Origin of the sequence: Streptomyces sp. 11x1 (assembly GCF_032598905.1) — a bacterium.
GTDB lineage: Bacteria > Actinomycetota > Actinomycetes > Streptomycetales > Streptomycetaceae > Streptomyces.
Genome location: NZ_CP122458.1, coordinates 331135 through 343938, shown reverse-complemented (window position 1 = coordinate 343938; position 12804 = coordinate 331135). Strand labels below are relative to the sequence as shown.

Annotated in this window: 12 protein-coding genes; 6 read left to right on the top strand and 6 right to left on the bottom strand. The window is 69.3% G+C overall.

The genetic code is table 11. The features are described from left to right. Positions 1-23: 23 nt before the first annotated feature. Positions 24-740 carry a PIG-L family deacetylase gene (locus P8T65_RS01665; protein ID WP_316723624.1) on the bottom strand — a complete coding sequence of 239 codons (717 nt, stop codon included), beginning with the start codon at positions 738-740 and terminating at the stop codon, positions 24-26. Positions 741-955: 215 nt separating this feature from the next. On the opposite strand from P8T65_RS01665, the gene P8T65_RS01660 reads away from it, so the two are divergent. Next, positions 956-2284 carry an XRE family transcriptional regulator gene (locus P8T65_RS01660; RefSeq protein ID WP_316723623.1) on the top strand — a complete coding sequence of 443 codons (1329 nt, stop codon included), beginning with the start codon at positions 956-958 and terminating at the stop codon, positions 2282-2284. Between the two features lie 122 nt (positions 2285-2406). On the opposite strand, the gene P8T65_RS01655 is transcribed toward P8T65_RS01660, so the two are convergent. From P8T65_RS01655 to P8T65_RS01640, 4 genes are all read right to left on the bottom strand, one after another. Continuing rightward, positions 2407-3609 (bottom strand): hypothetical protein, encoded by a 1203-nt coding sequence (locus tag P8T65_RS01655; RefSeq protein ID WP_316723622.1) that lies wholly within the window; start codon positions 3607-3609, stop codon positions 2407-2409. Positions 3610-3735: 126 nt separating this feature from the next. Beyond that, on the bottom strand, positions 3736-4467 hold the full coding sequence (locus P8T65_RS01650) for an A24 family peptidase (RefSeq protein ID WP_316723621.1): 732 nt from the start codon (positions 4465-4467) through the stop codon (positions 3736-3738). A 16-nt stretch (positions 4468-4483) separates the two neighbouring features. Continuing rightward, positions 4484-4828 (bottom strand): fic family toxin-antitoxin system, toxin component, encoded by a 345-nt coding sequence (locus tag P8T65_RS01645; RefSeq protein ID WP_399098132.1) that lies wholly within the window; start codon positions 4826-4828, stop codon positions 4484-4486. Positions 4829-4874: 46 nt separating this feature from the next. Continuing rightward, positions 4875-5108 carry a hypothetical protein gene (locus tag P8T65_RS01640; RefSeq protein WP_128382311.1) on the bottom strand — a complete coding sequence of 78 codons (234 nt, stop codon included), beginning with the start codon at positions 5106-5108 and terminating at the stop codon, positions 4875-4877. A gap of 433 nt (positions 5109-5541) precedes the next feature. Here P8T65_RS01640 and P8T65_RS01635 point away from each other — a divergent pair, with 433 nt between their 5' ends. Continuing rightward, a complete protein-coding gene (locus tag P8T65_RS01635; protein WP_316723619.1) occupies positions 5542-5811 on the top strand; it encodes a hypothetical protein in 270 nt (89 codons plus the stop codon). Between the two features lie 780 nt (positions 5812-6591). Here the strand turns inward: P8T65_RS01635 and P8T65_RS01630 are convergent. Continuing rightward, entirely contained in the window at positions 6592-7803 is a 1212-nt protein-coding gene (locus P8T65_RS01630; RefSeq protein WP_316723618.1) for an IS110 family transposase, read from the bottom strand. Positions 7804-8025: 222 nt separating this feature from the next. Between P8T65_RS01630 and P8T65_RS01625 the strand changes: the two genes are divergently transcribed. The 4 genes from P8T65_RS01625 (at position 8026) to P8T65_RS01610 (ending at position 12780) form a co-directional block, all read left to right on the top strand. Next, positions 8026-10950, top strand: coding sequence for a DNRLRE domain-containing protein (locus P8T65_RS01625; protein ID WP_316723617.1), 2925 nt, complete (start codon positions 8026-8028; stop codon positions 10948-10950). After that, complete coding sequence (locus P8T65_RS01620) at positions 10947-11390, top strand: hypothetical protein (protein ID WP_316723616.1); 444 nt, start codon at positions 10947-10949, stop codon at positions 11388-11390. Before P8T65_RS01625 ends, P8T65_RS01620 begins: the two co-directional genes overlap by 4 nt. Before the next feature lie 398 nt (positions 11391-11788). Then, positions 11789-12499 (top strand): HNH endonuclease family protein, encoded by a 711-nt coding sequence (locus P8T65_RS01615; protein WP_316723615.1) that lies wholly within the window; start codon positions 11789-11791, stop codon positions 12497-12499. After that, a complete protein-coding gene (locus P8T65_RS01610; RefSeq protein ID WP_399098128.1) occupies positions 12496-12780 on the top strand; it encodes a hypothetical protein in 285 nt (94 codons plus the stop codon). Before P8T65_RS01615 ends, P8T65_RS01610 begins: the two co-directional genes overlap by 4 nt. The last annotated feature ends 24 nt before the right edge of the window (positions 12781-12804 follow it).

The following is a 12804-nucleotide window of genomic DNA, read 5'->3' as shown; positions in this document are numbered from 1 at the left end:
GGTGAGCCGTCGTCTTGAAGGGGTCAGGCCGGGTGGTGGCCTCGCGGGGGCGGCCAGGGCAGGGCTCCGAGCCGGAGCACTGCGAAGGCTTCGCGGTGTCCCCCGCTGGTCATCGCCCCGCGGAACCGGGCGAGCGCCAAGCCGCCCTCGCTCGCATAGTCCGCCTCGCCTTCTCCCTTGACCTGCGTGGAGTAGCAGGCGAGCGCGGACAGCTTGGCCTCGGTCTCCGCTGGCTGGAGGCTCTGGTAGAAGGTCGGGACGCCGATCGCGGACCACACCTCGTAGCCGAGCACAGTGGGGGCCCAGTGCCGCGGCCCGGCGTCTGGGTAGCTGCGGCTGGCGCCCTTCTCCAGCGCGCGCCACACCAGGAGGTGGGCCTGCTGGTGGTCGTGGGAGGCGTCGGCCTCGTGGGGGAGGTAGACCACCTCGGGGCGGGCCTGCCGCAGGATGCCCAGGACGCTCAGGAACTGGCTTCGGTCCGCCGGGGAGAGGCCACCGTCCGGAAGGCGCAGGAAGTGGATGTGGTCGGAGGCCACGCCCAACTTGCCGGCCGCCGTCTCGGCTTCGCGCTCCCTCAGCAGCCCCGCGTGCTCCGGCGCGGTGCTGGGGACACCTTGCTCGCCCGACGTCAGAAACACGATGTGCACGTCGCGGCCCATAGCGGTGTGATGGGCGATGCTTCCGCCGCACCCGAGCGTCTCGTCATCCGGATGCGGTGCGAATACCAGGACGTCTGTCACGTATGACCTCGCTGAAAGACGGAGTTGTGACGGCTGGCTCCTGCCTGGCGTTGCGGCGAGGCGGGCCGACTGCCCCAGGCGGTAGTAGACCGGCCCGGCGCAGCTCGTTGCACACCCAAGAATGGGCTCAATTGTTCGACGCAGTCGACAAGTTGAGGGGGGTCCCGTAGGGGGTCCCGCTCCGCGAAGAGTGACCGTGCGGGAGCAGTGAGTGCTTGACTGAAGCTGTGGCAGCACTCACCCCGCACCCGCTCGTAGCCGCGCGTCACGCGGCCGGCAAGACGATGGACGAGTTCGTGGCCGGCATCCATGACGCTGCCGCCCGACGTGGCCTGCAATCCGGAACCGACGAGGCACGGGTACGCAAGTGGCAGCGAGGCATCAGGCCCAACGAGGAATCCCAGATCTACATCGCCGAGGCACTCGGCTGGCCCGCAGACATCGTCTGCCCCGATGACTGGCCCAACTGGTTGCCGCTCACCGCCAACGGGGTCGTCCCCCTCGGCCCCCACAGCTCCGTGCCCGCCCTGAGAGAGGCCCTGCGAACAGCGATGGACCGCCGCACCTTTTTCACGATCTCTGGCACCGCCCTATCTACGCTGGCCGCGGACTGGGCAGCTGGCCCTGCGAGCGCCCTCGCCCAGGCCCGCGACGGCAAACCGATCGGCGAGGACTTCGTCGCCTTCCTGGAGAACACCACCCAGGAACTCGCCACTCACGCCACCGAGCAGCGACAGCACACCGCCACGCTGCTGGATGCCCACCTGTCCACGGTGACCGAACTGCTCGAACACGGCCGCTACACGCACGCCCTCGGGCTGCGGCTGCACACCCTGGCGGCCTCCCTGTCCCAGACTGTCGCCTGGCACCGCTTCGACCTGGGCCGCCACACCCACGCCAGCCAGAACTGGATCGCCGGCCTGCACAACGCCCACGCCGCCGGGGACCGCGACATGGGCGCCGGCCTCCTGGGCGACCTCGCCTACCAGGCAGCCTGGCGAGGCGACCACACCACCGCGGCAAACATCCTCGACTACGCCCTGACCCGCGCCCAGAACCCCGCCGCTCGCTGCCTGCTCCAGCTACGCCTCGCCCGCACCCTCGCCGCACAGGGCGACCGGAGCGAACGGCGAGCCGTGCTGCGCGCCCTTGCCGCGGCGGAGAAACACCTGGGCGACGCCGGCGCCGACCGGCCCGCCTGGTGCGCCTGGGTGTCCGAAGCCGATCTCGCCGTGGACTCCGGCCAAGCCCTCCTGGACCTCGGCGACACCGGCCGCGCTCACCGGCTGATCACTGAAGGCGAAGGCCTGCTGCCCCCGGCCCGGGACAAGACCCGCGGGGTGTTTCTCGCCTACCGTGCCGCGAGCTACCTCGATCTGAAGGAACCCGAGCCCGCCGCGGCCGCCGCGGCCGAGTCCCTGCTGCTGGCACGTCGCATCGGAGCACCTCGCTGCGTGCAGCTTGTCGACGACCTTCTCCCCCGCTTCCAGCACTACCAGGACGCCCAGGGCGTTCCGGAACTCCTCCAGCTCGCTGCCGCATAGCAGGAAGGGCGAACCGGTGGCCACCGATGCGGTGGCCCGTCACACCGGCAACCTGACCGCCGCGTACAGGGAGGCGGAGAGCGGCGCGGCGGTGACTCCGCCGGTCTGGCGGCGGCCTGCCCTCAGGGGTGGCGAAAGCCGCGGTCGGAGTCGCGGGCCTGACCAGGGTCGAAGGCGGCAAACCAGTCGTGCGGGGCGAGATTGATCATGCCCAGTGACTGATGGATCTCGTTGTCAGGCTGCTCGACGCCGTCAAGGGAGTGGTCGAACAGCATCAGCACGTCGTGGTCCTGGAAGAGGACGTCGGAACAGGCGCCCCAGTCGAAGTCGCCCCGGTCTTCGGGCAGGTTTGCCACGGTGTCACGCACGAGCCGCGGCCGGTTGCGCGTCAGGTCTTGGGCGCGGGAGATACCGAGGTGCAGGGCCATCTCCTCGCCGGTGCAGCGCGGTTCGACCTCGGCGTTGGACGAGCAGTCGGCGGCCAGGTCGTCGAAGGCCCGGGCCATCTGCCGCCGCCAGGAACCGTCCTGGTGCCAGGTCACCCGCGGCAGCGAGCCGAAGAGCCCGCCGGCGCTCCGCTCGGCCGGCTGATCCCCCAGCCCGGACACCTCCTGCCACGCCTGGTCCGATAGTTCCTGCAGGGCCAGGTGCAGCACCGCTCGTGTCCTCGGAGTGAGGACCTCCCCCCCTTCGTCGTCTTCGTCCCAGTCCTCGCTCAAGGGGTCGGTTCCGCCGTAACGGGCCCGGGAGCGCAGGTGCTCGCGCACACGGTGCGCGGCCTCTTCGGGAGCAGCGAGCGACGTGTCGATTATCAGCAGTTCGTCGGAGAACGGTTCGGCGCTCAGCAGGACGCCCGCCTCCGTGAGAAGGGCCGCCTCCGTGTCACCGGAGACCCGAGGGAGGACCACCGCGTACTGGTTGTCGGTCAGCCGGTCGATGATGCTGGAGGTCAGCCCGGCGACGATCCAGGGGTCATCCCAGGGCGCGGCGATGTGGAGGTCGTCGACCACGAGGACGTTGCCCGGCAGGTCGACGAAGTTCTCGTACTCCGGAGTGAACTGGCCTTCGGCGTCGAAGAGTTGTTCCGCCACCACCGCGGGGAAGGACTGCTCGTCGGCGATGCGCTCGTGAAGGTTGTGGGCCTTCCAGTACAGGCCGCGCGTCGCACGCACACGGGCCACCGTCTCGTCGTCGGCGAGGAGGGAGATCTGCCAGGTCTGCACGCCCTCCGCAGAGGGATCGATAAGCCGGTGGACGTGCCGGAACTCCAACGTCAGGGTGCTGGGATCCGCCTTGGCATCAGACCTGGTTGCCTGGTCGGTCATCGACTTCCTCTCGCCGTGCAGCCGCCGCGACGGTGCGATCACAGGCTAGTCAGCACGAAGCCCGCCCTGTGCACCATCAGCACAAAGCACCCGATCCAGCGGCCCTTGGTTCCAGGAGGCCGGGCATCAGGAGGCGTGGGAGCCCAGGAGCATGCCGGCCAGCGTCCCGGCGAGCAGGAACGGGCCGAACGGGATCCTGCTCTTACGGTCGGCCCGGCCCGCGAGCATCAGGCCGATGCCGTACAGCGCGCCGAGCAGGTACCCGGCGAACGTCCCCACCAGGACGATCGCCCAGCCGTACCAGCCCAGGACGGCGCCCAGGGCCAGGGCGAGTTTCACATCGCCGAACCCGAAGCCCTTGCTGATCAGGAAGAGCACGAAGTAGCAGGCTCCCAGGATGAGGGAGCCGAACAGCGCGGACGTCCAGCTGCCGCCGGCGCCGGGCAGCACTGCGGCGACGCCGAGTAGGACGAGCGCGGCCGCGGCGAGCGACAGGGTGAGCGCGTCGGGCAGCCGGTGTGCCGCGAAGTCGACGGTGGCGAGCAGTACGGCGGCCGGGGCGAGCAGCAGCCAGACCACCAGCTCGGGGCGTGCCCCGATGGCGGCCGCCAGCAGCGCGCAGACCCCAGCCGTGACGGAGGCGACGGAGAGAGTGCTCGGCCCGTAGGTGTCCCCGGCGGCGCAGCGGGCACGCCCCAGCCAGCCGCCTCCGGTACCCGTGAGGGGATGTCCTGTGGGGCATGCCGACCGCCAGGGTTCCTCGATCGGTACGGAGAACCGGTAGGCGGGACGGGATATGAGCACGCCCGTGCCGCAGCCCCACAGAGCGGCAGCCGTGATGATCAGCAACGTCTCCACCGGACGGAGCCTATGCTCAGCTGCGCTCGGTCCACTCCTTCAGGGCCGCGGCCAGGGCGCGCACGTCCACGTGCCCGGCCGACACCTGATCGGCGAGGTCGGCGGCCTCCTTGGCGGTGAACCGTACGGGCAGGCCGCTGGCGTGCAGGTAGCCGGCCGCGACCGTTGCCCCGAAGAGTTCGTTGCTGTGCTCCAGGGCCGGGACCCGGGCAAGCGAGTGGAAGAGAGCGGCGGCTCTGTGATGCGGCCGTGGGTATACGGGTTCGTCCATGACGTGGAAGGCGTGCCGCGCTCGGGCTGCCTCCAGCGCTCCCCAGTCCGTCACGTCAGGGTCGCCCAGCTGGGTGCGGGCGATCTCCATGAGCCACGGAAGATCTACCGTGAGGTCCACTGAGTCGCTGCCCGCCCTACGCCGCGGACGCGGTGGGCCCGGGTTCCGGGCCGAACCGGCTGGCGAACTCCTCGCGTACCCCGGGAGTGCTGAGGAAGAGGGCGCTGCCCTCGAGGAACCGCGCCTTGTTGAGCTCCTGAGCCAGGACGCGTCCGGCGTACACCGTCGGATCCTCGTGCCGCTCGTGCGCTTCGCGCTCCAGCTGCGCCCACTGCTCGTCATCGATCTCAATGCGAAGTTCCCTGGCCATGCCCCCACGGTAGCCGGACCCGGCGCCTGGTGGGGAGGGCTCTGAGCAGATGGGGCTGTGCCGCGTCGTCGCCGTGGCGAACGCCTGTCCCGCCCGCTCCGCGAGCCTCGGCCGGTGCGAGGGGTACATGAACGACGGGTGAGAGGGTGCGGTGGCCGGTCGTCGTGGGCCGGGCATGGGAGATCGTGGAAGGCTACGAGGGTGGCGTCACGCTGCGCCAGGTGATGTACCGGCGACTGTCCTCCAGGCTGGCCCAGGCCCGTCGGGAGGAGCGGTTCCCGAACTTGGTCGACACCCTCCGCGAGGTGCATGCTCCGCCGGCCTGGTCGGACGCGGGCGCGTCCTGTCAGAGGCGGTCGACTGGTTCGGCCTCGATCGCACCCAAGGTCAGACTGCGCTTTACGTTGCGGCAGCGAAAGACACCCTCCGCCAGTTGCTCACGGGCTGGCTTGCCGAGTACGGCGTCCCGGTCCTGGTGGTTCGCGGCTTCGGCTCCCAGTCCGACGTCGACGTCGTCCGCGAACGTACCTCCCGAGACCGCGAGGCGCACCTGGCGTACGTCGGCGATTTCGACTGCTCGGGCTCCGATATCGAGCGGGACTGGGTAGAGCGCACTGGCTGCTGGAGCCGAGTCACCCGGGTGCTGCTCACCTATGACCAGGTCCTCGAGCACGAGCTGCCGCCGACTCCGGGCACACGGTGAGCTGGCCGGAGTCGGCGTCGTACCCGACGGCCACGATTGCCCCGCAAGCTCGGGGGGCGACGGCCGCCCACGCTCCCGCGGCGCGGTGCCGGCTGCCGGGAACGCTCAGGTCCGAGCGCGCGCCGATAGCGGCACCGAGGCTCACCAGCGCGGCCTCCATCGGGGTCCGCAGCGCGACCCGGGGCAGGTCAACCCCCGGGTGCCTCGCCGCCGCTCATGCCTGACTTCAGGGGATGTGCCCCATGACCAGATGATGCGTGCCCGACAGGCGCTGCGCCTGGATCGACCAGATGGTGGCTGAGCAGCTGCCTGGCGGACGTCTCGCCGTACCGGTCGATGGGGTCGAATACCACTGGTGTTCCTTCATCGCCCGCACCCGCTCTCCCTCCGGTGTGCGTGAAGTCACTGGAATTGCCGGGTGGTTTACCTCATTGGTCGCCTTTATGTCATGAGAGCTTCACGTCGCTCTTACTTATGATCTTCGCAGCTCGTCATCTTTACGGATGACGCAAAGCTATGTGCAAAAAGTGAATAAATAGGGGGGTTTGTGAACAGAAGGTTCACAATGGTGGCCACATCGCTGGCCCTGTCTTTCAGTTTCGCCGTCCACGCAGCAGGCGCGACCTATGCGGCCGATACCACCGACGAGGTGGACAAGACCTCGTCTCAGAACACGGCTACACAGCAGAAGGTCACCGAGGCATCGGACGTTCAGTCCGCCCGGCTGGCTGCGGTGCTGGGGGGTGCTTCTATCTGTTCGGTCAAGGGCTGTGGGCTTGGTCAGGCTGTTTGTTCGTGCCCGGGCTGGTAGAGGGTGCGGTGTTTGAGCATGGCGTGCAGGACGTCGACGCGGCGGCGGGTGAGGCAGATGAGGGCGGCGTTGTGGCGCTTCTTCTCCGCGCGTTTCCTGTCGTAGTAGGCCCGCGATTCGGGGCTGCTCAGGGAAGCGAACGAGGCCAGGAACAGGGCCCGTTTGAGCGTCTTGTTGCCGCCGCGGGGTGGTCCTTCGCCCCGGATGGAGGTTCCGGAGCGGCGTGTGGTGGGGGTCAGTCCCGCGTAGGAGGCCAGGTGGGCGGCGGTGGGGAACGCGCTGGCGTCGCCGACCTCGGCCAGGATGCGGGCGCCGGTCCTGACCGCGACCCCGGGCATGGAGGTCAGGACCTTCGCGAGAGGGTGGGCCTCCAGCAGTGCGGCGACCCGCGTCTCCAGGACGTCCCGGCGCTTGAGGAGCACGGCGAGGGCCTCGGCCAGACCGGAGACGATCTCCCCCGCCGAGGCTGTGCCGGGAACCTGCACGGTCTGCTCTGCCAGGGCGGTGGTGATCTGGTCGGCCAGGGTGTGAGCGCTGCGCATCCGCGGGGCGGCCTGGAGCATGACCTGCGCGATCTGCTCGGTGCCGGCCTGGGCCAGCTGGGTGGGGGAGCCGTAGGTCTGCAGCAGGGCCAGGACGGCCGGGTGGCGCAGGCGGGGCCCGAGGACGCGTTCGAGTGCGGGGTGGACGGAGGTGAGCAGGCCGCGCAGCCGGTTGGAGGTGCGGGTGGCGTCCTGGGCGAGGTCGTCGTCGTGGCCCAGGACCATGGTCAGTTCGGCCCGCACGCTCTCGTCGGGATCGATGGAATGCAGCAGGTGGGGCATGGTGCGGGCGGCATCGGCGATGACGTAGGCGTCGCGAGCGTCGGTCTTGCCGGTGCCGGGGTGCAGATCGGCCAGCCGGCGCATCGACAGGCCGGGCAGGTAGGCGACTTCGCATCCACAGGCGCGGGCGACGGTGACCGCCAGGGTGCCGATGGAGGCCGGCTGGTCGACCACGACCAGGACCTTCCCCTTGCGCCCCAGGCGGTTGAACAGCTCGCGCAGCTGGGGCTCGTTGTTGGGCAGCGGTTTGTCGAAGGCCGTGCGGCCATCACGCAGCAGGGCCGTGCCGTGATGCTCGGACTTGCCGACGTCCAGGGCGCAGAAGACATCGATCGATGGGAAGTCGTTGCTGGTCACCGGGCTTTCCCTCCCCTCCCGGCACAACGGGTGGCCTGCCGGGACACCGGAGATCGGCAGCCACATTACGCAGCCCTGCCCATGGGCGGACACGCTTCCATCAGCGATCAACCGGTGCCGCCGGGACCAGTGACAGCACCCCCCGGATCATCAAGGACAGGGGCAAAGAGTCATACCGGCCCCGATGGCCACGAACCCGAACCGGGCTCTACGAAGAAGGTAATGGGCACGCGTGTGGAGGCAGTGTCCGAGCGCACAGCCGACTCCACGACGTGGGTCAACCCGAACGGCAGCCTGACCACGGAGACCGCGTCCGGTGACATTCGGGTGCGGGAGGGCGGGAAGTGGAAGCGCATCGACACCACGCTCGTCGACGCGGGAAGCCGCCTGGAGCCGAAAACCGCTGTCGCCGAGGTGGCACTGTCCGACGGTGGTTCGGGGGACTTCGCCTCGGTCAGCCGGGGCGCGCTCACCTTCGGTCTGGACTGGGGCAAGGCTCTCCCGGAACCCCGGGTGGACGGTGACACCGCCGTCTACCCGTCGGTCGTCCCGGATGGTGACCTGCATGTCACCGCTCTGCCGCACGGGTTCACCGAGTCGCTGATCCTGAGGAAGCGGCCCACCGACCCGGTCGAACTGCGGCTGCCCGTCACTTTGGACGGGATGGACCTGAAGAAGACCAGCCAGCGCCACCTCCGTCTGGAAGACGGCGACGGCGATCTCATAGCCAGCGCGCCCGCGCCCCGGATGTGGGGCACCGGCACCGACCCCAAGTCCGGAGACCCCGCCCGCTCAGCGGAGATCGCCACCACGGTCGAGGAGACCCCGGAGGGCACCGTCCTCGTTCTGCGTCCGAGTCAGGAGTTCCTCTCGGACCCGAACGTCAGCTACCCGGTCACCATTGACCCGACGACCACGCTCGCTGCGTCGACCGACACCTGGGTCGCCACGAACTACCCGGACTCGCAGCGCGGTTCGACCGAGCTGAAGGCGGGCACCTACAACGCCGGGACCACGAAGGCCCGCTCCTACGTGAAGTTCGACGTCGCCAAGTACGCCGGCAAGCACATCATCAGCGCTGAGCTGCGGCTGCACTCGTACTGGTCCTCCACCTGCTCCACCACCGGTCCCGGCGTCACGGCACGGCGGATCACCGAGAGCTGGGACCCCAGCGCCGTGACATGGGGCGCTCAGCCGGCGACGACCGATGCCGGGGCCGCTGTCTCGACGTCGTCGTACGGCCACGACGCGGCCTGTCCTGCGAACTTCATGCGCTGGAACGTGGCCGGCATCGCGCAGGCCTGGGCGGACGGAGAGCCCAACCACGGGCTGCAGATCAGGGGCGTGGACGAGACCGACTCCTCGACCTGGCGCCGCTTCAGGTCCGCGAACTACGTTGACGGCTCCCAGGGTCCGACCGAGCCTGCGCTGTCGGTGACGTACAACACCAAGCCCGGCGTGGCATCCCCGGTCAGCCCGGCCAATGCCACGGTCACCGCCGACACCACGCCCACCCTCTCGGCGAAGGCCACCGACCCGGACGGTGACACCGTCCGCTTCACCATCGAGGTGTGGAACGCCGACGGCACCACCAAGATCGCCTCAGGGCAGTCGCCGTACACAGCTTCCGCAGCCACAGGTTCGTGGACCGCGCCCACTCTGGCCACCGGGCCCTACAAGTGGCGCATCGCCACCTACGACGGCACTGACTGGAACGGCACGTGGTCGGCCTGGCGCACCCTCACTGTCGACACCTCCGTGCCCGCCGCACCCACACTGTCTTCCAGCACCTATCCGGCCGACGGTCTGTGGCACGGCGCCGCGGGCCAGAGCGGTGCCTTCACAATCTCCGACCCGACGGGCAAGGCGGTCTCCGCCGAGTACAGCCTGAACGAGGGCACGACGGGCGTCGCCACACTCACCGGTGGCACAACCACCCTCTCTCTGGCACCTGCGACCCCCGGGACGAACATCCTGACCGCCCGGGTGAAGAACCCCAACGGTGTCTGGTCCGAGTGGGGCACACACCCCTTCCTCGTGGGCTCCATCAAGGGAAGCCTCTCCGCCTCGTTCATCAACGACATCGCCGAGACGCACTTCTTCGAGACGCTGCACCCACCGGTCGACGACGACAGCCTGGTCGAGGATCCCCCCGCGGACGAGAGCTACCCGGACATCGACGACACACCGGCCGACTTCGTCGAGCAGATCGACCCCGAGGAAGTGGAGACCGAGGACTCCGCCAAGGCCGTCCCGATCGCCCAACTGCCCGAACGCGCCGATCAGGACATCATCGGCACAAGCTCCGACGGGAACACCCAGACAACCGTCAACCTGCCCGCCGCCATGGCCTCCTCGGCGGAGTTGAGCAGTACGGACCTGGTCATCTACCCCAACACCCAGACCGACGCCGACACCATCGCCATACGCGAGAACACCAGCGCGGTCGAGGTGTTCCACCTGCTGCGCAGCTCCAATGCCCCGACCTCCTTCACCTACCAGCCCACGCTGCGCCCCGGAGAGGTCATCACCGTAGGCGAGAACAACACCATGATGATCTCGAGCCCAGCAGGCGGCCTGACGACCTTCGTCACCGCTCCGCTGGCTCTGGACGCCAAGGGCAATGCCGTCCCTGTCACGATGACGCTGTCCGGCGACGACATTGTCGTCTCGCTTGCCCCGGCCACGGGCCAGAGCATCGCGTACCCGGTTCTCCTGGACCCGGGCTACGGCTACGGTTCCGTCACCGAGGCGGAGAGCGACTACTGCTTCTGGAACCCGTACGACTGCTCGATCGCGCACGACAGGGCGAATGTCGCGTTCAAGAAGGCGCAGGAGCTCTACCGCGACTCCACCCTCTTCCAGGGCACTGGTGACGCATTCCGCCACTGCTACTGGAACGCGCTGATGGAAATTCGCCTCTCCACCAAGGACGCCTACGAGATCGCGACACGGCACGAGTCCAAGTCCAAGGGCGTCGACAAGACGATGGACCTGCGTAACAACTCCATCGGCCGCGGTATCGGGCGCAAGAACGACGGCAAGACCAGTGCAGGCACCCGCAGCAAGAAGGCATGCCTGAACGCCCAGAAGAATGGAAGCCTGTGGATCATCAAGAGCGGCAGCCTCGTCAGGAGCGACAAGTGACCTCAGTACTCAATCGGCGCGTGGCGCCTGTCCTTCTGCTTCTGCAGGTGGCCTACATCGGGCTGTTCACCGTGCTGATCACGACCCTGCCACCGGACACGGCGGAACTCGATCACACCGACACCTCGGCACTGGGCACGGCGTTGTACGCTGCGACCTTGCTCGGCATCGTGGTCGCCCTGGTGGGCGCCGCCGCGCTCCTGGGACTGGAGAAGGCCCGCTCACGTACCCCACGGGTCGTGCGCGCGGGGTGGCTGGGGGTCGTCGCGCTGGGCCAGGTTGCCATCGCCGCGCGAGCGCTGATCAACGTTTTCGGCCAGGACCCTGGCCCGGACATCGTGTTCGGTGTGGCCATGACGGTTGCCGCCCTGGGCGTCGCCGCCGCGTGCGTCATCGAGGCGCGCGGCTCCGCACCGATCAGGCCGCACGTCCAGGCCTGAAAGACCTTTCCACCGCGTACTCCGTGGCGTCCCCAAGTTTCCGGTGGGGGCGCCACGCTGCTTGTAGGCCCATTTTTCCGCTGTCCGTACTCGGCCGAGTACGCGGTTACGTCCCAGGAACCGCTCGCGAACCCGCGTGTGCCTCGGGGGCGGCCGCGGACAGGCGGACCGTTGTACACGAGCCCGATCCCGCCCTGTTCAAGCAAGTAGCAGTTCACGCCGCCTGCCGCTCGCTCCCGGCCTGCGGACCAACCTCCGTTCACCAGTCCGGCTTCCCTTCCTGCGGGGTCCACGTCACCGGAGCTACGCGTGCTGATGGCTACTTGCCCTCCGCAGCCAGCCGCCGTAGCCGATACGCTGCGCGTCAACGGCCGCTGGGTGAGAGGAACAAGCAGGTCATGGGGCGTCAGCAGCAGTGGTGGGGGCGGGGCCTGGCGGCTGTGGCGATGCTCGCGGTGGCCGGGTGTACGGCTGTCGACGACACCGCGTTGGACGGTGCGCAGGACGCGAAGCCGTCCGCATCGGGCAGCGGGGCCGGCGGCCAGGCAGCCGACGACACGACCCTGCCGGGCGTGCCGGGCGTGGAGCAGGCACGGGAGGAGCTGGCCGGGCTGGCGGTGGCCGCGCACGGCTCGATGTCCGGCTACAGCCGCGCCAAGTTCCCGCACTGGGCGGAACAGGACGGCTGCGACACCCGTGAGCGGGTCCTGGAGCGCGACGGCACCGATGTCGAGCAGGACGACGAGTGCCGGGCCGTGTCGGGCGCATGGGTGAGCGTGTACGACGACGAGACGTTCACCGACGCCGGCGATGTGGACATCGACCACACGGTGCCTCTGGCCAACGCCTGGCGCTCGGGGGCCGCCGCCTGGACGCAGGACAAGCGCAGGGAGTTCGCCAACGACATGGACCACCCGCAGCTGCTGGCGGTATCGGCGTCCTCCAACCGGTCCAAGGGCGACCAGGGGCCGGACGAGTGGCAGCCGCCGTCCAAGACGTACTGGTGCATTTACGCCCGCTCCTGGGTGTCGGTGAAGGCCGCGTACGGGCTGTCGGTGACCGGGGCGGAGAAGAACACGCTCACCGACATGCTGGACACCTGCTCGTGACCGGCAGCGACAGCGCGCCCGGACGGCTGGTCGACGCGGTGACGGCGGGGCCCGGCGGGGCGATGACCGACGAGGTCGGCGTCATCACCGGCGACCTCACCATCGCCACCAGCCTCCGGCCCGACGGGCGCGCCCAGATCGTGATCCAGTACACGGGTGCGGAGGAGTGGTACACCCTCACCGGCAGCCCCGCCCCCCTGCCGCCGGGCGGGCTGGCCGCGCTTCAAGCGGACGTCGTCCAGCGCGTCCGGCACGGAGGCGCGGCACAGGCCCCGCATTAGCCGGGACGCGGGAGGCCCGGCGGC